The organism is Paenibacillus sp. BIHB 4019, assembly GCF_002741035.1.
Taxonomy (GTDB): domain Bacteria; phylum Bacillota; class Bacilli; order Paenibacillales; family Paenibacillaceae; genus Pristimantibacillus.
This window is the reverse complement of record NZ_CP016808.1, coordinates 1-19113: the sequence shown is the minus strand read 5'-3', so window position 1 is coordinate 19113 and position 19113 is coordinate 1. Positions and strand designations below refer to the sequence as shown.

The window sequence follows — 19113 nt, the reverse complement described above, 5'->3', positions numbered from 1 at the left end:
TTTGCCATGCGAGAATTAAGCCGATGCATGCCTAGCGCTTGCTGCTCCGCAAATTTTTTTAGGAGGAAAGCTGAATGTATAACGTAATGGTTTTGCTGCATTTATTGGGCGCTGTAGGGATGGGTTTTTATATCGTGCTGCCGATTATGATTGGCCGGGCATCGAAGCTTGCAGGAGTAGGACAGGAAGGGTTGGCTGATGGCCTGCTGTCGGCAAACCGGGTCGCACAATATTTTCTCATTGTCCAACTGCTGACAGGCGGCTACATGATGTCGAAAGGCGATTATGCCGTAATCTGGATGATTATTGTAACGGTTTTGTTTTTGGGGATTGCCGCTTTGGGCGGTATTATTACGAAGCCGCTGAAGCGCATCGTTTCTTCTATTCGTGAAGGTCAAAGCGCTTCTGCACATATCGGCAAAGCTCGCGTCATGAGCCTGATCGTGCTGGTGCTGTACCTGGTTGTTATTTATTTTATGCGTTTCCCGATTTTTGCTACCGTATAGCAAGTCGGCAAGTGAACACCGTATTTGTTTGATTATGGAAGGAAAGCGAACTCAAATCAACGTTGCAGGGGGCGGAGAATGTGGGACAAGCATCACCAGACATCATTACATTCGGAGAATCGATGGCGCTATTTATGCCGCAGGAGCATAAGGCGATTGAACGGGCGACAACACTGGAGCAGGGCTTCGGCGGGGCGGAAAGCAATGTCGCCATTGGCCTTTCACGCTTAGGAAGCTCTGTAGGCTGGTTCGGCGCTCTTGGTAATGATCCTTTCGGGCGGATTATATTGAAAACGCTTCGCGGGGAAGGGGTAGATGTATCCCGCGTCAGGCTGAGCGAAGAAGCGCCAACGGGCATGATGTTCCGCGAGACGGTAGCAGGCCGCATGGCCGTGCATTATTACCGCAAGCATTCTGCTGCAAGCCGGATGGAGCCAGAGCATCTTGATGAGGCGTACATTCAAGGAGCGAAGCTGCTGCATGTAACGGGAATTACAGCGGCGCTAAGCGAGAATTGCCGCCGGACGGTGCGCAGAGCCATCGACATTGCAAAGGATGCTGGCGTCAAAGTAAGCTTTGATCCCAATTTGCGGCTGAAGCTTTGGTCGATTGAAGAAGCGCGGGAGGTACTGCTGCCTTTTGCGGCTGATGCGGATTACTTTTTGCCGGGCTGGGACGAACTGATGCTGCTGTACAGCACCGATAGCTATGATGTTGTGAAGCAAAAGCTGCTTGAACTGAATGCGGTGAAAATCATTAAAGGCAAAGATGATGCGACGATTGTTCTGGATGGCAGCGAGGAAACGGCTGTTCCTTTCTATAAGGCGGACAAGGTTATTGATACGGTCGGAGCGGGCGATGGTTTTTGCGCTGGCTTTTTGGCAGGCATTATGAAGGGCATGACGCCTGTTGAAGCTGTAAAGCTTGCGAGCATCAATGGCTCACTCGTCGTTCAAATGCGCGGAGATTGGGAGGCGCTTCCAGAATGGAGCGTTGTCGAGCAGCGCATGAGCGATAAAGCATGGGTGGAGCGCTAATTATGGCTGAAGCGAATGTTCCGTCGTCTAAAGGACAGCGCCGCCGCGAGGCGATTTTGCAACTGCTTAAGCAGCAGGGGCGCGTTACGATTTCCGAGATTGTGGAGCAATTCGATTGTTCGGAAGCGACCGCAAGAAGAGACTTAGAGCAAATGGAAGCCAGCTATCCGATTATTCGCACGATTGGCGGGGCGATGTATGACGGGCTCAGTGCCGTTCGTGATATGGGCTTTTCGGAAAAGCAGGATATTTCGTACCTGGAAAAAGAAAGAATTGCCGCGAAGGCGGTATCGCTTATTCAGGAGGGCGATGTCATCGGCCTGTCCGGCGGCACGACCAATTATTTGATTGCCAAGCAGCTTAAGCTCAGAAGCGGCATTACCGTCGTGACGAATGCGGTAAATATTGCAATGGAGCTGGCGGGGAGCCCGATTCAAGTCGTTGTCACGGGCGGAATTATGCGCCACAACAGCTTTGAGCTTTGCGGGCCGCTGGGTGAAGGCATGGTCGACCATTTGAATATTGGAAAAATGTTCATTGGCGTCGATGGCGTATCGGCAGGCGGGGGCATTACGACGTATTCGGAACAGGAAGCGCAAATTGCCAAAGCGCTGATTAGGCGATCCGTTGAGACGTATGCGGTATTCGATCAGACGAAGGTTGGCAAAATGTCACTGTTCGCGATTTCGCCGCTTGCAGCGCTGCAAGCTTTCATTACCGATCAGCCGATTGAAGGCGAGCTTAAGCTGGCGGCACAGCAGCTCAATATTGACGTTTACGTAGCAGAAACGAATAGTTAGCAATGGTAAGGCAGCAGGAGCGTGGAAAGTGGCTCCTGCTGCCTGTCTTTGTATTCCTTGGCTTGGTCGTCGCATAAAAATGGGGGCCAATCTGCCAGCTGTCGTTTAGTATTGACAATAAATAAACGATCGTTTATTGTTGACGCATGAGACTAAGAGATGAAAATAAAATAGAATTAATTTTTGAAGCTACGATTCAGTTGATTAACGAAATTGGCATTTCGGAAACGTCCATTTCTAAAATCGCCAAGCGGGCGAATGTATCCGCAGCTACAATTTACATTTATTTTGAGAATAAGGAGGATATGCTCGGCAAGACGTATTTAAAAGCGAAAAAAATAATGAGCGATAAGCTGTTTAATGGGGTAGACCATTCGGCACCGATCGAGCAGCGCTTTAATCTGTACATTCGCAATTTTATCCAATTTGTACAGGAGCACAAATCTTATTTTATGTTTATGGAACAAATCTCGAACTCGCCCTTGCTGCAAAATTGGTGCTTGGAAGAAAGCGCCGCGCTGTATATGCCTATATTTGAGTTTTTTGAGAGCGGCAAGCAGCAGCAGCTGTTCAAGGATGTAGATAATCATATGCTGATTACGTATTCTATTTTGCCAGTAGCCGAACTGGTTAAAGAGCAGTTTAAAGGTGATTTTGAGTTTACGCCTGAAAAGCTGGATAGCGCGATTAAAATGAGCTGGGACGCGATAAAGCGATAAATTTTTTGAATTTTAATGAATGATCATTCATTAATTAAAATAAAGCAGCGGAATCGTGCCGATAACTGCTCGGACAATGGCAACTTCCGCTGCTGCTGCTCCATATTTAAAGGTCGGCTGCCTTCAATTCAGGGAGCTGGCCTTTATTTTTCGCCGCGCTGTTCGTTTCATTTGCATCAAATAGATACCGTAACTCTGCAATAAAATAAAGCATGGAAGCAGATCGAGCCGATATCTTGCTTGTATTTCAATCCAAAGCTGCACGAACGCATAGCCCAGCAGTAAAATCAGAAAAAGCATGTGGCCGGCCTTATGCTGCTCGGCAAACCTGCTGCGCCATAAGCTGTACAGCGAATAGGCTCCTGCTGCGCTCATGGCAGTGAAGAGGAAGCGCTCCGCTATTTTTAGGACGGCAGCAAGCTGTTCCTGATTCATATCCTTCAAGCTCCACATAACCGCCGAATCCTCTTCGCCCCAAAAAATAGCGAGCTTTCGTGCAAACAGTGAGGCTACTGCGGCCGGATCGGCGAGACGCTCCTTGATCAATGCCAGTTCTGCTGCGTCGCGCTCCTCTCCAAGCTTAAATTGCAGCACGTGCTTGCCATCCTCAAGCGACCATCTGCCATCTGTTTCCGCATTTAATCCTACGACGAATTTCCAATAAGGCTCCCGGTTAGATAACGGGTATTGCGAGGCTTCGCTTTGCACGAGTGCATAGCTGGCTAAAGCTTGCACCATATAAAAAATAATAAACACGCCTGCGGCACGGGCAAGCAGTAAGGTAGTGGATTTGCCAATTGATCGCCCGGCAGACCTATGATTGCCGAAGTTCGCCTTGAATAAGCGAAATAGCAGTAGAAAGGCAGCAAAGCCAGCTAAATACACGAGGCTTAGCGGTCTCATCAAGTTCGCAAGTCCGAAGGAGAGGCCAATTAGAAGCCAGCCGTATTTGTTTTCGAAGCTTTTACTAATGATAAGCAGGCAGCCGAGTGTGAAAAAGAATGTCGACCAATGCTGATTCGTCAGTACCGAGCACATGATAATATTGGGAATATAGAGCGCATACAGCAGCCCCGCAATTCGCGCCGTATGCTCGTTAAACAGCTCTAGGGCAGTGTAATAAACGAGCAGCACGGTCGCTGCACTGAACAGCACATTAACTAGCTTAAGCATGAACAGTGCTGCTCCGCCAAATAGCTTGATCATGCCCGCTTCATACATCGTAAAGCCAAACTGGTACACCCAGCTGAGGAAATATTCATCCTGATTAAATGAAAAATCGCCTGCTGCTGCTAGCTTGGCAGCATTATACATAAACAGGAAATCGGAATCGGGAGGTGTATCGATCCAAATAATCCAGCCGAGCCGGGCCAGCAGGCTGATCGCTATGAGTGCGAGCAAATAGCCTTTAGCCGATATTTGGCGTCCAAGCAGCCAGGAGGCGGCAAGTATAAGGATAAGTGTAAGGAAAACACCGCTAGCGGCAAGCAAGGGACTTTGGAGCAGCTGCGCTGTATTCATAAAGGATGCAGCGAAAACGACAACGAAAAATAAGCCTCCTATAAAAGTGAACGTTTGAGCAGAAAAAGAACGTATCGATTGGAATGAGTGGAATAAGCGCACAGCTTCTCCTTTCTTTAAGCGGAATGACTTATCCAATTTTATCCGAAATAGGTTAAAGAGGCTAGCTGTGAGCTGCAATTGGATTCATCTGCCGGAAATAAGCTTAATTAAAGCAAAGTTTATGCTGGATATTCCATACGAATAAAGCCGCCCCTGCTGCTAGGAAGGGACGGCTTTATTAATAGAGAAGATCGTTTAATTTTGGGAAGCATCGAACACAAGCTTGCCGTTTACCCAAGTATGGCTCACTGCGGAGAAATCCGCATCCGTCAATATGACATCTGCTTGCTTGCCGCATGCGATGGAGCCGGTCTGCTCGTAGATGCCGAGCTGCTTAGCCGCATTACCGCTGGCGCAGCGGCTAACTTCGGCGACAGACAGCGCAGTGTTGGCCAGCATGTACCGGAAGGCACGCAGCATCGTCAGACTGCTGCCTGCGAGACTGCCGCTGCCTTGCAGGCGGGCAACCTGATCCTTCATCTCGACGGCCAAGCCGCCAAGCGAGTAATTCCCGTCGGGCATGCCCGCTGCCGACATGGCATCGGTAATGAGAATAAGCTTGTCTGCCGGTTTGGCAGCTGCAAGCAGCCGGATTGCTCCCGGATGGACATGATGCCCATCGGCTATGAGCTCGGCGCATATCCGAGGATCGCTGAGAACAGCGCCGACGGTTCCCGGCTCGCGGTGATGCAGCGGACGCATTGCATTATACGTATGGACGGCGTGGGACAGTCCAGCGTCTGCTGCGGCTTCAATATCCGCGAAGGAGGCATCGGTATGGCCGCAAGCGGCGACGATATTATTTTCAGCAAGCCAGGCAATGAGCGGAAGGGAGCCCTCCCGTTCAGGCGCAAGCGTCAAAATTTGAATCAAATCGGGAAATTGCGCAGTCCATGCCTCCAGCCAGTCCTGCCGTGGGGGCGAGAGGTAGGCCGGATTTTGCGCACCGATCCATTTTTCATTCAGAAACGGTCCTTCCAGATGGATACCAAGCAGAGCGGCATAGGGCATGCCGCCGCTTCTGTAATCCGCTGCTGCATGCAGAACCGACTCGATCGCTTCTTTAGAAGCGGTCATTGTCGTCGCCAGCATGCCCGTTGTGCCCTGGGAAGCGTGGAAACGGGTAATCGTGTCGTAGCTGCTGCGGCTGGCGTCCATAAAGTCGGCGCCAAAGCCGCCATGCACATGGACGTCGATAAAGCCCGGCAATAAATAGCCCCCGGCTCCATCTATAGCGGGCAGCTCCTGCTCCTCAGCGCTAAGAACAGCAGCATTTTCCAGCAGGCGGTGAATGAGGCCATTTATAATAACGGCACTGCCGGCAATGATCCGGTCTTCCAAGACGATATGGACGTGATGAATCACCCAGGAGGAGGGCGAGTTTTTCATATTATTTCAGCTTCCTTCCAGCTTCGCGGTCGAGAAGCACGATAACCCGGGGATGCGTCTGGAGCAGCGAAGCCGGCACATCGGTTGTAATAGGGCCGGTCAACGCTTGCTCTACAATCTCCGCCTTATCTGCGCCGCGAACCACGAGTATAATGGTGTGTGCTTTCAAGATGGAGCCAACACCCATCGTCAGCGCCATCTTCGGAACTTCTGCGGCCGATGCGAAAAAACGGGCATTTGCTTCCAGCGTAGCCGCCTTCAGCTGAACGGCATGGGTACCCGCGGATAGCTTAGTGTCGGGCTCATTAAATCCGATATGTCCGTTATGTCCGAGCCCAAGCAACTGAATATCGATCGGGTTCTGCTCCAGCAGCTGGTCGTAACGGTCGCATTCGGCTTCCAAATTTTCAGCCAGCCCATTAGGCAAATGATAATGATCGTCTGCAATATCAATATGGGAAAATAAATGCTGCTTCATATAATAAGCATAGCTTTGTTCATGCTCGGCAGGCAGGCCTACATATTCGTCCAAATTGACGGTAGTCGTCTGGGCGAACGAGACTTCCTTGCTGCGGTATGCTTCTATTATTTTGGCATAGATGCCTAGAGGTGTCGAGCCTGTAGCGAGCCCTAGCACCGCATTTGGCTTTTCTTGGACTTTATTAATAATGGTTTGAGCCGCATAAGCGTCAAGCAGCTCCCAGTCGTTAAAGTGAATGATTTGCATCATGAAGCGCCTCCTTCAGGTTATGATTTTATTTTAAACCAAAAATATCTTTTTAACAATAATTTTGATTGTAAAGTTCATATTAATGATTTTTACAATCAATTTAACATGTACTCACAGCGTATGTTATGATGGACGGATAGAATATTTGCAGGAGGTAAAGGCAATGACGACAACGCAGCGTACGGAGGCGGAGGAAGCGGCGAAAACCGCGAAACGCAAAAATGAGCATATCCGCATTTGCTTGCAGGAGGAAGTGAACGGCCAGCATATCGATACAGGGCTTGATCGACTGCGGTTCCGTCATAATGCGCTGCCTGAGCTGTCATTTGAGGAAATTGAACTTAAGACGGAGTGGTTCAATTCGCCGATGAAAGCGCCGCTGCTCGTCAGCTCTATGACCGGAGGCACCTCGGAGGCTGGGGCTATTAACCGCCGCCTGGCTGAGGCTGCCGAGGCACGAGGCTGGGCGATTGGTCTCGGTTCCATGCGGGCGGCTATTGAGCGTGAGGACTTGGCAGCCTCCTTCCATATTAGAATGGAGGCGCCTTCGGTACCGATCATCGCCAATCTCGGAGCGGTACAGCTGAATTACGGCTTCGGTACGGATGATTGCTTGCGTGCAGTTGACATAGCAGAGGCGAATGCCCTCGTGCTTCACGTCAACAGCATGCAGGAGGTTTTTCAGCCGGAAGGCAACACGGACTTCCGCGGCTTGCTGACGCGAATTGAGCAAGTATGCCGCGCCCTCCCTGTGCCAGTCGGTGTGAAGGAAGTAGGCTGGGGCATTGATGCGGGTACCGCCGCAATGCTAGCGAATGCAGGCATTTCCTTTATTGACGCCGCTGGAGCGGGGGGAACTTCATGGAGCCAGGTCGAGAAATACCGGGCGGGTGATGGATTGCGCCGGCAAGCTGCGGAGGCATTTGCCGATTGGGGCATTCCGACAGCGGAAAGCGTTAGCGCGATTCGCAGCACGTTGCCGCATATGAATGTCATAGCGAGCGGCGGATTAAGGCATGGTGTTGATGCGGCTAAAGCGATTGCGCTTGGAGCGAATCTCGCTGGCTTTGGGCGCGTCTTATTGCCGCAAGCGGTGCATGGGACGACCGACCTGTCAATTCGCCAGCTTACCCAGCAGTTTGAGCGAATTGAGTTTGAATTAAAGGCGGCGATGTTCGGCATTGGCGTCCGCACGATTGAGCAGCTACGCCAGACGGACCGGCTAGCTTCGAAAGCCGACTAATCATGGCATAGCCTACATAACAAACGAAGGGACCGCAGCCTATTTAATCAGGCCGGTCCCTTCGATTTTGATTCGGGCATTGACGGCGAATTGCAGCGTCGGGTAAATATTTTCCCATTGCTTCCAGGCTGCTTCGCCACCATGAGTCGCCCTGTAATGCAGGCCAAAGCCGAAAGGATCGACGCCAGCCTGCTGTATTTTTATCAGCAGCTTATCCGTCAATTTGGAGTAGTCCTGGCTTAGCTTTTGCTCCACCTGCCCCCAGCCCTGCTCAAACAAATGTGGAGGTGCTTCCTCCATAAGCGCTTTTATGCGAACGTCCATGTTTAATTGAAGCTTGCCATTATGCTCGCTAAAGTGATAATGGCTTTTAATTTTGCTGATGGCTCCCACAATCCGATTGTTTGAGAAACTTCCTTGAATCGAAGACTTCTCGTAGTTTTGAGCCAACTGGTTAAATAGCTGTGATTCTTCCGGTTTTAGGACTAGCTTGATTTTTGATTTATCCAGCAGCGCCGTGTGGTTAATAATATAGCCGCTGGTGCCTTCGTTACGAATAATTGGCAGGACGGGGTCCAGACCTTTTTCCATGACGCGCCTCGTCAGATCCGAAAGATTTTCTACATATGTATAGGGATTGTCCGTTCCATCTGCACCGAAGCTTAGAAACAGCGCATTTCCCGGATAGCGCTCCGCCTGGGGATTAATTTTCAAAATCGTCCGGGCATCCGGCTTGCCAATCGCCAAATTCGCAATACTTTGTATATCCCGCCGTCTTTTCATCCAATCCAGCACAGGGGAATAATCCTTATAGGCAACGCGCTCACCGATGAGAAAAATTTTGCAATGGCCAAAGTCCAATTCCTTGTCCACATGGGCTTTGAGCATGCGCACACCTTCGGCGATGCTTGCGGCTTCAATTGTTTCAACTTGCGCTTTGCCAGCCCCCGGCTCGATTTTTGGCGAGGCAATGGCGAGGCGCAGCGTAATGAGAAAAGGATTTTGTTTTTTGCCACTGTAATCGATACCCATCGCCACGATAAAATAACGTTTGTCAATATCCTTAAAGCCGCAGCCGCTTAATGCTGTACAGGCCAACAGCATGCACAAAGCCAGCAGCATGAGCTTTAACCAGCGCATCTTCATGCGGATTTACGCTCCTTTCGGCTAAGCATGAACACGGAAATCACGATGGCTATATAAGAAAACAGCATCGCCGTCAGCCAATAGCGTGTAAACATAAACTCTAAACGTTCATCGCTGAAATATAAATAAAATACGGCAGCTATAGCAAACACGCCGCAAATCATATAGTTGATAACGGGCGTTTCCTCGAAGTCGGTTGCCATCTTCAGCTTGGGGAAGCAGCTTTTAATAAATTCCATCGCTTGATGCCAGCAGCTCATCGTATAAATGAGCGATAGATTTAGATACACAATCAGGAACAGAAACAATACCCGTTCGATAAAGCCGTATTGCAGCGTAATCGAGTCAGCAGTCATGCTCCATACATAAAGGTATTCTTCTACCGCTTCAGTGCCATGGAATCCGATTGGCACGAAGAAGGAAATGCTCAAAATTATCATGCCAAATATCGGTACGAGCCAGCGATACGTATAGCTGAAATTCGGCGGCAGTAGACGATTGAAAATCGACAGGTTGAAAAATCCGGTGAATACAAATACCCCGGCGGCAATAGAGCCAAGCTCTGGACGCACCATGACAAAATTGGCGACGGTATGAATGGCATCCCAATTTAGCTGCGGGCTTCTCACCATTTTGAACAGCACGAAAAAAATAATCGGCGCATTGAGCAGCAGTCCAACTTCGATAATATGCTGTACGGATAACGTCGAGCGTGAGGCCGCATAGCTGCAGGCAATAACGAGCAGGCATAAAATGACCAGCGGATTCAGCTCCGGATTGAAAAAGCGGTTGATCATGATCGCAAAGGCGGCCACGACAATAGTAGACGATACGAAGCAAATAATCGCCACATAAACCATAATGGGCGAGACGAGCCACCGCGGCCAATAGGCCCGTAAAATTTCAGGCAGTCCCATGCCGGGAAAATGCGCTAGCGCAGCAGTATAGGCATAGGTTAGCAAAGTTCCGGTGGCCCCGGAAATCAGCATCGAGGAGACAGCGCCGCTGTAGCGGTGTTCGATTAGAATATGCGGCACATACAGCATCAAGTTGACGAAGCTGGTCAGAAAAAAGTTGTAAAAGAAGTAGCGTGTCATTCCACCTTCACCTGCCCAATGTCCCCTGACTGTGATTTTGTGCCTGCAAACATGCGGAAATAAGGCTTGCCGAAGCTGCGCAAATTGCATAAATAGACCACGTACATGAATGAGCCAACGGTAACACCGGTAATGCCGAAAAAGATGGCCATCACAATGAGCGGATATTTCAGAAAGCGGATGGCAAATGACAAGGAATTGACCGGAACGACAAAATTGGAAATGGCGACGACGGAGGTCACAATAATCATAATGCTGCTGACGAGACCGGCCTGCTGGGCCGCCTGTCCCAAAATAAGTCCTCCGACGGTCGTAGCTGTTGAACCAATATAGCGGGGCAGCCGAATGCTGGCCTCAATTAGCGCTTCGATCATAAATAGCATAACCATTACCTCGATAAAGGACGGGTAGGGTACAGCCGAGCGGCTTCCGGCGATGGAGAGTGCCAGCTGTACCCGAAAGAGCTCTGGATTGTAAGAGATAATGGATACATAGAGGGCAGGCAGCGTAATGGTCAATACAACCGCAACATAGCGCAGTAAAATAAGCGTGCGAGTCATCCAAAAGGCTTCGTAGTTATCCTCGACTGCATGCATGAAGTCAAAAAAGGTGACAGGCAGCACTAGAGCAAACATATTTCCTTTAATGAGAATGGCGATTTTACCATTGGAGATAGCCGTCGTAATGCGATCCGGGCGCTCGGTAATCAGGACGGTAGGGAACAGATGCCACTGCTTTCCGGTTAAAATCGTTTCCAGCTCTCCTGCGGCCTGCAGCATTTCGGTTTGCGCTTTCGTCAGTCTTTGCCTCAACTGATTCAATACAGTAGGATCGACGCGGCGCTGATCAAACAGCACAATAATTTCCGTCTTCGACAGCGAGCCTACGGTGTGCTCTTCTACACACAGCTCAGGAGAGTGGTACATGCTGCGGATGAGGTTAAGCGATTTTTTCAAATCTTCGTTCAACGCAAGCTGCGGACCTTGAATTGCACTTTCTACTTGGGTTTGGGTACTTTCATTACTAATAATTTTCGCTGTGTAAAGCGAGTAAACGATGCCTTGAGCTTCTATTAAAATATTGCCTTTCAGCAGCAAATCGGTCCACGTAGCTGGATCATCAACGACTAGATAGTCGCTAATCGTACGAAGCTGTTTATCGTAAGGCACCTCTTCCTTCATAAAAGGTACTAGCACATAATTGCTAATCATTTGATCGTCGCATAAAGAGGAGATATAGGCAATTTCGATAATCAAATCGTCATTTTTGAGCTGTTGCACCTTCAGGTCAACCGATTGGGCAAACAGCAGGCGAATGTGGTCGATCATAGGGTTTCCTCCTTAGCAGCAAAATGGGCAAAGCGAGCTTCCAGCTTGTCGCTCACGGGCTTAAGGTGCGCCAGGCGACCTGTAATTATACCCATTGGAGTGAATCATTACAGGGCATCCTTTTGCCTAAGTAGCATAAAGTGCAGTACAATGAAGGGATGAGAAGTGAATTGCAAGGGTAGAGGAGAATACATATGTCCAACTGGTTTGAGCAGAGTTTTGGAAGCGATTATATGGTTGTTTATAAGCATCGGGATTGGGACAACGCCTACAAGGAGGTACAGCTGATGGCGCAGTGGCTCCAGCTTCCGGCTAAGGCAAAGGTGCTGGACATTGGCTGCGGCATGGGACGCCATGCGCTGGCACTGGCAGACTGCGGCTATGAAGTGACGGGGATGGATTTGTCGGATCCGCTGCTTAGCGAAGCGAGGAAGCATGATGCGTTGCAGCGCGTAACCTGGGTGCAGGGCGACATGCGCCAGCTCCCTTTCGAATCGGGGACGTTCGAGGGAACGGTTAATTTATTTACGTCGTTTGGCTATTTTGCAGATGAAAAAGAGAACGTGCAGGTGCTGCGGGAAATTCGCCGCATGCTGAAGCCGGGTGCGCCATTTCTAATTGATTTTCTGAATCCGGCTTATGTAGAGCGTAATCTCGTTTCGGCATCGGAGCGCAAGGATGCAGAGTCCGGCTGGGTCATTCGCGAGCAGCGTAAAATTGAAGATGGCTGGGTCAAAAAGCATATAGAAATTGCCGTAAGCAGCGATGAGGCAGACAATCGCCATTATGATGAGCAGGTTCGCCTGTATTCGCTCACGTGGTTTGAGCGGGCGTTCGCCGAGGCAGGCCTTGTGCTGGAGAAAACATTTGGCAACGTTGATGGCTCAGCCTATGATGAGCTGAACTCGCCGCGCCTTATTATGCTTGGAAAGGCTAATGCGTAATGGCGGCTCAAGCGGTGCAATGGGAGCATGGTCTGCTGCAAGTGAGGCTTCCGCTGCCCTTTGCCTTAAAAACGGTAAACAGCTATGTATTTACTGAGCCTGCGGGAGGTTATACGCTTATCGATCCTGGTCTCCGAACGGAGGAGACGCTTGCGGTTTGGGAAGCGGTATTTGCGGACCATTCGATTGTGCCAGAGCAAATTTCGCGCATCGTCCTTACGCATCAGCATCCTGATCATTACGGTCTCGCGGGCTATTTTGCCGAGTTAAGCGGCGCACCAGTCTTGATGTCCCGGCGTGCCCATCGCTATGTTAGGCACTTATGGGGAGAGGGCAGCACAATGACAGGAGAGCTTGCTGAATTATTTGCGCTGCATGGCATGCCGCAGCACTACATTGACGAAATTAGCAGCAACTTAAGCAGCTTTCAGGAAAAAGTTTCGCCGCAGCCGCAGCAAGATCAAATCAGGTATATAGAGGCTGGCGAGACGCTTGAGCTTGGCGGTTCACAGTGGGAGCTGCTTGATGCGCCAGGACATGCCTATGGCCAACTCTGTTTCTATGAAGCCAACAAAAAATGGATGATATGCGGCGATCAGGTGCTTCCGCGCATAACTCCCAATATTAGCGTCGTTCCTGGCGAGGAGATGAATCCGCTTGGCGATTTTCTGGCAAGCCTGGATCGCTTAAGCGAATATGAGGTTAAGCGCGCTTTTCCAGGGCATTATGATTCGTTCACGACATTTGCTGGCCGAATCGCAGAAATTAAGCAGCATCATGTGCAGCGGCTTGAGCAAATGCTGCTGATGCTGGAGGAGCCGCTCACAGGCTTTGAGGTGTGTGGACGATCTTTCGGTGCACGGGCACAACAAAGCCCGCATCAGCACCGTTTTGCTATGGCCGAGACGCTCGCCCATTTGTATGAGCTGGAGCAGTCGGGCCGGATATCGCGTACGGAGCGTGCGGGCGTTATTTATTTTTTGAGATGATAGGGAACGGTCGTAACTACGACGTTTTTGCGGTGCAGCAGCAGGGCGCGAATCATAAAGCTCGTCTGGTTGTGCAAAATATTATGCCAGCCGCGTTTCGGGATAAATTGCGGTATAATCACCGTCACGCGGTAGCTGGACTGGCTGGCCTTGCGCTCCACCGTATCAATAAATTTCAGCAGCGGCTGCATAACCGAACGATAAGGCGAATGCAATACGACTAATCGCACGTCCGGCTGCCAATCCTTCCATTTTTCCTCGAACGCTTCGCCTTCCTCCCGCTCAAATGGCACATACACCGCAATAATTTGATTCACGGACAGTGACTTGGCATAAGCAATGGAATTATCGACAACATGTGTCATTCCGGCCACAGGCAAAATCAGCACATTGCCTTCGATGGGCATTGCAGGCTCGCACGTGGTGAGCCGCAGCTGTTCGCCGACGGCGTTGTAATGCTTTTTAATTCGGTGAAACACATAAATAATAATCGGCAGAAACACGAGCACAGGCCATACTTGAGCGAACTTCGTCAAAAAGAACATCATTGTGACGATCAAGCTGATGAGCGCCCCTGCCGAGTTTATAAGCAGCTTCACGACCCAGCCCTTCGGCTTCTGGCGGATCCATTTCACAATCATCCCCGTCTGGGACAAGGTAAATGGAATGAATACCCCGACCGCATAAAGCGGAATCAAATGCTCGGTCTGACCGCCAAAAGCAATAATCAACAGGATGGAAAGCACGCCAAGGCTGATAATGCCATTGGAATAGCCAAGGCGATCGCCCCTGACCGTAAACATCCGCGGAATAAACTTGTCTTTAGCCAAATTCACCGCGAGCAGCGGAAAAGCCGAATATCCTGTATTAGCTGCCAAAATCAAAATCAGCGCCGTAGTGCCTTGAATGAAGAAATACATAAAATGCCGCCCAAACGTATGCTCAGCAATTTGGGAAACGACGGTTACTTCTACCGCCGGTTTAATGCCGTAATAATAGGCAAGGAACACAATGCCAGAGAAAAGAATAGCCAGCAAAATGCCCATGGATGAGAGCGTCTTTGCAGCATTCCGGGGAGCCGGGTCGCGAAAGTTTGGAATCGCATTGGAAATGGCTTCTACCCCTGTGAGCGCGGAGCTGCCAGACGCAAAGGCACGCAGCAGCAGGAACAAGCTGATGCCTGCAACTGGCGTCCCAATCGGCGTATGCAGCTCAGGCGGCACATGGCCGGTTGAAATATTGTAAATACCTGCTCCGATTAAAATAAACAGCGCAAGAACGAACAAATATACCGGGTAGGCGAGAATGGATGCCGACTCGGTCACGCCACGCAAATTCAATATCGTAATTAAAATGACGAAAATAACAGCAATCAACACATTATGCTCATGGAGGCTGGGAAAAGCCGACGTAATGGCGTCGGTTCCAGCGGAGACGCTGACCGCTACCGTCAATATGTAGTCCACTAGCAAGGATCCGCCTGAAATTAATCCGGGGAAAATGCCGAGATTTTCTTTGGATACGACATATGCGCCCCCGCCATGCGGATAGGCGAAAATAATTTGCCGGTAAGACAGAATAAGCGCCAGCAGCAAAATGAGCACGAAAGCAGCAATTGGTACTGAATACCAGAATGCAGCAGCACTTACTGTTATTAAGACAATCAAAATTTGTTCCGGTCCATAGGCAACGGAGGAGAGGGCATCCGACGAAAGAATGGCCAGCGCTTTCAGCTTGATCAGTTTCTGGTCGCCCAGTTCATTGGATTTGAGCGGCCGTCCAATTAAAAGCCGTTTTAAAAAAGTCATCATTTCAGGTCACCGCCAGCAGTTAGTCGTAAGAGTATAAAGCATTTATGCAGAGCATGTTATTGCTACTATCTCCTGTTATAAGTTTTTTCACCATGGAAAAAAAAGCTGCTTGTTCTCTCCGCAAGCGACTCGGTTTGAGGCAGGTGCAATGATGATCATAGTCCCCAGGCATGCTTTTTGTAAAATCTCGTTTTCAGCTGAAAAGAGGCGGAAAGGTTCTCTTTTGATCATGTAAGCGATTACAAATCAACGCTGTTTAGCGGCGCGAGGTGTAGCTTGCGGTAGGAATGATTATTGCCTATTCCAGGCAATGAAAGCGTGAGGAATGGTTGAGCTTGAAGGGGAAAATAAATATTGTCTTTTGTTCGCTTTGGGGAGTTATCCCCTTAGCTCAGAAAAGGGGGATTGCGTACGAAAGCCTGGTTTCTGAGCTAAGGGGATAACAGCATAAAGCAAAAAATAGAGCAAACAATTTGCATGGCCATACGAGAAAGCAGAAAGCAGAATGCAGATTGCAGAATGCAAAAAGCAAAAAATTAAGAATCAAAAAGTAAAAATCAGAAAATAAAAACCTGAAACCTGAAATCATGAGTGCCGAAAGTCGAAAGTCGAATACCGAGTGGCTTATGCCGAATACCTAAAGGAAAAAGAAAAAAGAAAATGGAGAGGCGGAATGGTTGATGGGAGAGAGAGGGCATCGGGAGCGCTAGTGAAACGCGCAAGCAGTCTTTTATCTGGTAGACATCAAACAGGCGCTGCGTCTTTGGCAAGACGCGGCGCCTGTTCGTTATCTATCCGACTTTTAATCGAGCGGGGGATTAGTTGCTCCTTCACGCTCCGCTTGCTTTCGATGAGCAATGCGGCTTGCAGCTGAGGCTGCAATGGCACCGATAATATCATCGAGGAAGGTGTGTACATCGCCGCTCGATTTATCGTTAAGCTTTTTCAAAATGCCGGGCTTCAGCTTGTCAATATAGCCGAAGTTTGTGAAGCCGATGCTTCCATATACATTGACGATGGACAAGGCGAGAATTTCATCGCAGCCGTATAGCCCTTCATCGTTTTTAATCATCTCCTGAAGCGGCGGCAGCAGCTTGCCTTCCTCGGCGAGCATATCGAGCTGGATGCCGGTGAGCACTGCATTTTGCACCTCGCGTTTGGATAAAACAGCGTCAACATTTACGATGCATTCATCGATTGTTAGCTCTGGGAAATAATCCTTTTGCAAAAAATGCACGAGCTGGGCCACGGCGATTTTCGTAATGCCGCGCTTTACAAGCCACTCCTCCGTCGCTTCGGCAACCTTGCGGCTGTTCAAGCTGTATGGTTGTGGTGTTGTCATCTTGGTTCCCCCTTATTGGATGTAATTTTGTGGACAAAACTGGTCTAAAACGGGAAGGGCTCGTATACATATTACTACAAAATGAGAGTTGTACAAAGCCGCATGCGGCAAAATCACTAGAGGAGGAAAAAACAAAATGGTTCAAACGAAATGGATTCGCCTTGCCGCGATAAGCGGTGTTATGGTTGTGCCTCTGCTGAGCGCAGGGTGCGGGCTGTTCTCAACGGAGACAAGCAAGGAGATTGACCCGCCTCAGACGGAATCAACCAACGTCATTGACGGTACGAATACAGGAAGACAAGCAGCGTAAATCCACAGGGAGAAGAAACGCAGTTGACCGTATACTTAGAGGACAAAAATGGATACCTTGCACCAATCTCGCTGCGTACGACGCTTGGCGGCAAAGAAGCGGCCGGGCAAAGGCGCTGGAAATGATGGTCGATGGCGGCGCTTATGAAAAGCCAGCTTCCGGAAGATTTCAGGCTGTGATTCCACAAGGTACTCAAATTAAATCCTACCATGTGGATCCGCAGTGAAGATGGCTACAGTAGAGTTTTCCGCTCCTTTTGCAGATTATACCGGCAACGAAAGAACGGAAATCGTTGAAGCCATTACGTGGACGCTGACGGCGATGACCGGAATTGAAAAGGTGGAGCTATGGTACGAGGGCAGCAAGCTGAGTGAAATGCCGGTTGATGGTTTCCCGCTGGACCGTCCGCTTACTCGCTCAGTCGGCATCAACCTGGAAACAGCAGATGGCGTCAGCTCGGCTTACTCAACGCCAGTTACGCTGTATTTCTCCTCCCAAACATCCAATGAAGAGCAATATTATGTTCCCGTACAAGGCTAATCGCAAGGCCCGAGTCGACGGTGAAGGCAGCGGTGGAGGAACTGATTGCCGGCCCGCTTAACCGCAAGCAGCTGAATGGCTCATGACCAATGATGTTCAGTTACAAGTATTGAGCAGAAGGATGATACTGTAACGGTGGATCTTCAAATACCGCCTATGAGAGCGGCCAAAATGCTCCTGCTGAAATGCTGCAGGCCGTCGTCTTATCTGTGACAGAAAATACAGGAGCAGCGAAAGTTCAAATCCGGTTGAACGGTGAAGCGAACGTTGTAGATGATCAAATACTTCTTACAACGAGCCAGTCGCAGACCGCATCATGTGAATGCGATGAAATCATAAAAGTAAATGCAAAGGAGCCTTACGTGATGCTTCAAGAAAGGAGAGGGCGCATAGGCGCTCTCTTTTTGCGGTTACGGATGCTTTTCTAGTTTTACTTTGGTAAAATGGGTAGTATTGTGTTGAAACATAGGCTAGGAGGCTGCATTACGATGAGAACAGATGGGCGTCAAACCAATGACTGCGACCGGTTACCATTACGGCGGGCGTAAATAAATATGCGGAAGGATCCGTCCTAATTGAGGTCGGAGAAACGAAGGTCATTTGTACAGCAAGCGTGGAGGAGCGTGTGCCTCCTTTTATGAAAAATCAGGGCAAAGGCTGGATTACAGCGGAATATTCGATGCTGCCCAGAGCAACCCATTCGCGCAATCATCGGGAGGCGGCTAAGGGCAAGCTGACGGGCCGTACGATGGAAATCCAACGTCTCATTGGCAGAGCTTTGCGGTCTGTCGTAGATTTGCAGGCGCTTGGGAAAGAACGATTACGCTCGATTGCGATGTCATTCAAGCGGATGGAGGCACCGCACAACCTCGATCACTGGCTCTTTTCTCGCGCTTTGTCTGCAGTGAACAAGCTGTCGACGAACGTCACCTTTACGAAATATCCGATTACAGATTATTTGGCTTCGTAGCGTAGGCGTTATTCAAGATCAGCCGATGCTGGACCTTGCTTATGACGAGGACTCTAAGCCAAGGTGGACATGAACGTCGTGATGACGGGAAGCGCCAATTTGTGGAGCTTCAAGGTACAGGCGAGGACGCGCCATTTTCCCGCAAGGAGCTGAATGAGCTTTGGAACTGGCGGAGGCGGCATTGCTGAGCTGATTGCAAAGCAGCGCGAGGTGCTGGGAAGCAGCAGGGCTGATCGGAGGAGGAGCAGAGAATGATGGAGCTAAGCAGCGAGATCATTCTGATTGCTACGAAAAACGAGGGCAAGGTCCAGGAATTTGCCCACGCATTCGCGAAGCTTGGCAAGCGCGTAGTCAGCCTGAACGAATACCCAGAGTTTGCGATATTGTGGAGGATGGCGATACATTCTCGGCAAATGCGCGAATTAAGCGAAGGCGGCGGGCGATGCCTTCCAGGTGCCAGTTCTCGCCGATGATTCCGGCTTGAGCGTAGCAGCGCTTGCCGTGCTCCAGGCGTATATTCAGCCAGATATTCTGGCGAAGGAGCTACGGACAGCTCGAATAATGCGAAGCTGCTAGCGGAGCTGAACCG

Annotated in this window: 17 protein-coding genes and 2 pseudogenes; 11 read left to right on the top strand and 8 right to left on the bottom strand. The window is 49.8% G+C overall.

Features of this window, described 5'->3' with window-relative positions; genetic code table 11:
* Positions 1 to 74: 74 nt before the first annotated feature.
* From BBD42_RS00090 to BBD42_RS00075, 4 genes are all read left to right on the top strand, one after another.
* The gene (locus tag BBD42_RS00090; RefSeq protein WP_056039818.1) at positions 75 to 506 is read left to right on the top strand and encodes a hypothetical protein; all 432 of its coding nucleotides are present in this window, start codon (positions 75 to 77) and stop codon (positions 504 to 506) included.
* A gap of 80 nt (positions 507 to 586) precedes the next feature.
* Positions 587 to 1543 carry a sugar kinase gene (locus BBD42_RS00085; protein WP_099516492.1) on the top strand — a complete coding sequence of 319 codons (957 nt, stop codon included), beginning with the start codon at positions 587 to 589 and terminating at the stop codon, positions 1541 to 1543.
* Positions 1544 to 1545: 2 nt separating this feature from the next.
* Complete coding sequence (locus BBD42_RS00080) at positions 1546 to 2343, top strand: DeoR/GlpR family DNA-binding transcription regulator (RefSeq protein WP_099516491.1); 798 nt, start codon at positions 1546 to 1548, stop codon at positions 2341 to 2343.
* Between the two features lie 200 nt (positions 2344 to 2543).
* Positions 2544 to 3062, top strand: coding sequence for a TetR/AcrR family transcriptional regulator (locus BBD42_RS00075; RefSeq protein WP_237163305.1), 519 nt, complete (start codon positions 2544 to 2546; stop codon positions 3060 to 3062).
* A 123-nt stretch (positions 3063 to 3185) separates the two neighbouring features.
* On the opposite strand, the gene BBD42_RS00070 is transcribed toward BBD42_RS00075, so the two are convergent.
* The 3 genes from BBD42_RS00070 to nagB form a co-directional block, all read right to left on the bottom strand.
* Entirely contained in the window at positions 3186 to 4583 is a 1398-nt protein-coding gene (locus tag BBD42_RS00070) for an ArnT family glycosyltransferase (RefSeq protein WP_099516489.1), read from the bottom strand.
* Between the two features lie 297 nt (positions 4584 to 4880).
* The gene (gene nagA / locus BBD42_RS00065; protein WP_099516488.1) at positions 4881 to 6074 is read right to left on the bottom strand and encodes an N-acetylglucosamine-6-phosphate deacetylase; all 1194 of its coding nucleotides are present in this window, start codon (positions 6072 to 6074) and stop codon (positions 4881 to 4883) included.
* A 1-nt stretch (position 6075) separates the two neighbouring features.
* Positions 6076 to 6801, bottom strand: a complete 726-nt coding sequence (gene nagB / locus BBD42_RS00060; protein ID WP_099521365.1) for a glucosamine-6-phosphate deaminase — start codon at positions 6799 to 6801, stop codon at positions 6076 to 6078.
* Between the two features lie 166 nt (positions 6802 to 6967).
* Here nagB and fni point away from each other — a divergent pair, with 166 nt between their 5' ends.
* Positions 6968 to 8047 carry a type 2 isopentenyl-diphosphate Delta-isomerase gene (gene fni / locus BBD42_RS00055; protein ID WP_099516487.1) on the top strand — a complete coding sequence of 360 codons (1080 nt, stop codon included), beginning with the start codon at positions 6968 to 6970 and terminating at the stop codon, positions 8045 to 8047.
* Positions 8048 to 8086: 39 nt separating this feature from the next.
* Here fni and BBD42_RS00050 read toward each other — a convergent pair whose 3' ends face one another.
* From BBD42_RS00050 to BBD42_RS00040, 3 genes are read right to left on the bottom strand one after another with little or no spacing between them, the layout of a single operon-like run.
* On the bottom strand, positions 8087 to 9193 hold the full coding sequence (locus BBD42_RS00050; RefSeq protein ID WP_099516486.1) for a Ger(x)C family spore germination protein: 1107 nt from the start codon (positions 9191 to 9193) through the stop codon (positions 8087 to 8089).
* Complete coding sequence (locus tag BBD42_RS00045; RefSeq protein ID WP_172455342.1) at positions 9190 to 10290, bottom strand: GerAB/ArcD/ProY family transporter; 1101 nt, start codon at positions 10288 to 10290, stop codon at positions 9190 to 9192. Before BBD42_RS00045 ends, BBD42_RS00050 begins: the two co-directional genes overlap by 4 nt.
* Entirely contained in the window at positions 10287 to 11618 is a 1332-nt protein-coding gene (locus BBD42_RS00040) for a spore germination protein (protein WP_099516485.1), read from the bottom strand. The genes BBD42_RS00045 and BBD42_RS00040 overlap by 4 nt, the downstream gene beginning before the upstream one ends.
* A 194-nt stretch (positions 11619 to 11812) precedes the next feature.
* On the opposite strand from BBD42_RS00040, the gene BBD42_RS00035 reads away from it, so the two are divergent.
* Both BBD42_RS00035 and BBD42_RS00030 read left to right on the top strand, forming a co-directional pair.
* Positions 11813 to 12562 (top strand): class I SAM-dependent methyltransferase, encoded by a 750-nt coding sequence (locus BBD42_RS00035; protein WP_099516484.1) that lies wholly within the window; start codon positions 11813 to 11815, stop codon positions 12560 to 12562.
* Positions 12562 to 13551 (top strand): MBL fold metallo-hydrolase, encoded by a 990-nt coding sequence (locus BBD42_RS00030; RefSeq protein WP_099516483.1) that lies wholly within the window; start codon positions 12562 to 12564, stop codon positions 13549 to 13551. Before BBD42_RS00035 ends, BBD42_RS00030 begins: the two co-directional genes overlap by 1 nt.
* Here BBD42_RS00030 and BBD42_RS00025 read toward each other — a convergent pair.
* Entirely contained in the window at positions 13536 to 15362 is a 1827-nt protein-coding gene (locus tag BBD42_RS00025; protein ID WP_099516482.1) for an APC family permease, read from the bottom strand. The genes BBD42_RS00030 and BBD42_RS00025 overlap by 16 nt on opposite strands.
* A gap of 802 nt (positions 15363 to 16164) precedes the next feature.
* Positions 16165 to 16704: a phosphatidylglycerophosphatase A family protein gene (locus BBD42_RS00020; protein ID WP_056039845.1), complete on the bottom strand. Its 540-nt coding sequence runs from the start codon at positions 16702 to 16704 to the stop codon at positions 16165 to 16167.
* A 136-nt stretch (positions 16705 to 16840) separates the two neighbouring features.
* On the opposite strand from BBD42_RS00020, the gene BBD42_RS32025 reads away from it, so the two are divergent.
* The 4 genes and pseudogenes from BBD42_RS32025 to BBD42_RS00005 form a co-directional block, all read left to right on the top strand.
* Entirely contained in the window at positions 16841 to 17014 is a 174-nt protein-coding gene (locus tag BBD42_RS32025) for a hypothetical protein (RefSeq protein ID WP_237163304.1), read from the top strand.
* A 228-nt stretch (positions 17015 to 17242) separates the two neighbouring features.
* Complete coding sequence (locus BBD42_RS32020; RefSeq protein WP_237163303.1) at positions 17243 to 17554, top strand: GerMN domain-containing protein; 312 nt, start codon at positions 17243 to 17245, stop codon at positions 17552 to 17554.
* A gap of 488 nt (positions 17555 to 18042) precedes the next feature.
* A pseudogene (gene rph, locus BBD42_RS00010) lies at positions 18043 to 18779 on the top strand (ribonuclease PH).
* Positions 18779 to 19108: pseudogene (locus tag BBD42_RS00005) on the top strand (non-canonical purine NTP pyrophosphatase); the annotation flags it as partial. The pseudogenes rph and BBD42_RS00005, both read left to right, overlap by 1 nt.
* Positions 19109 to 19113 lie beyond the last annotated feature (5 nt).

What these genes read in the sequence shown, in the direction of transcription:
- BBD42_RS00045 (WP_172455342.1), bottom strand. Translation starts at nt 10,290, where the DNA reads ATGACACGCTACTTCTTTTACAACTTTTTTCTGACCAGCTTCGTCAAC.
- BBD42_RS00070 (WP_099516489.1), bottom strand. Translation starts at nt 4,583, where the DNA reads ATGAATACAGCGCAGCTGCTCCAAAGTCCCTTGCTTGCCGCTAGCGGT.
- BBD42_RS00035 (WP_099516484.1), top strand. Translation starts at nt 11,813, where the DNA reads ATGTCCAACTGGTTTGAGCAGAGTTTTGGAAGCGATTATATGGTTGTT.
- BBD42_RS00040 (WP_099516485.1), bottom strand. Translation starts at nt 11,618, where the DNA reads ATGATCGACCACATTCGCCTGCTGTTTGCCCAATCGGTTGACCTGAAG.
- BBD42_RS00020 (WP_056039845.1), bottom strand. Translation starts at nt 16,704, where the DNA reads ATGACAACACCACAACCATACAGCTTGAACAGCCGCAAGGTTGCCGAA.
- nagB (WP_099521365.1), bottom strand. Translation starts at nt 6,801, where the DNA reads ATGCAAATCATTCACTTTAACGACTGGGAGCTGCTTGACGCTTATGCG.
- BBD42_RS00080 (WP_099516491.1), top strand. Translation starts at nt 1,546, where the DNA reads ATGGCTGAAGCGAATGTTCCGTCGTCTAAAGGACAGCGCCGCCGCGAG.
- nagA (WP_099516488.1), bottom strand. Translation starts at nt 6,074, where the DNA reads ATGAAAAACTCGCCCTCCTCCTGGGTGATTCATCACGTCCATATCGTC.
- BBD42_RS32025 (WP_237163304.1), top strand. Translation starts at nt 16,841, where the DNA reads ATGGTTCAAACGAAATGGATTCGCCTTGCCGCGATAAGCGGTGTTATG.
- BBD42_RS00050 (WP_099516486.1), bottom strand. Translation starts at nt 9,193, where the DNA reads ATGAAGATGCGCTGGTTAAAGCTCATGCTGCTGGCTTTGTGCATGCTG.
- BBD42_RS32020 (WP_237163303.1), top strand. Translation starts at nt 17,243, where the DNA reads ATGGCTACAGTAGAGTTTTCCGCTCCTTTTGCAGATTATACCGGCAAC.
- BBD42_RS00025 (WP_099516482.1), bottom strand. Translation starts at nt 15,362, where the DNA reads ATGATGACTTTTTTAAAACGGCTTTTAATTGGACGGCCGCTCAAATCC.
- fni (WP_099516487.1), top strand. Translation starts at nt 6,968, where the DNA reads ATGACGACAACGCAGCGTACGGAGGCGGAGGAAGCGGCGAAAACCGCG.
- BBD42_RS00030 (WP_099516483.1), top strand. Translation starts at nt 12,562, where the DNA reads ATGGCGGCTCAAGCGGTGCAATGGGAGCATGGTCTGCTGCAAGTGAGG.
- BBD42_RS00090 (WP_056039818.1), top strand. Translation starts at nt 75, where the DNA reads ATGTATAACGTAATGGTTTTGCTGCATTTATTGGGCGCTGTAGGGATG.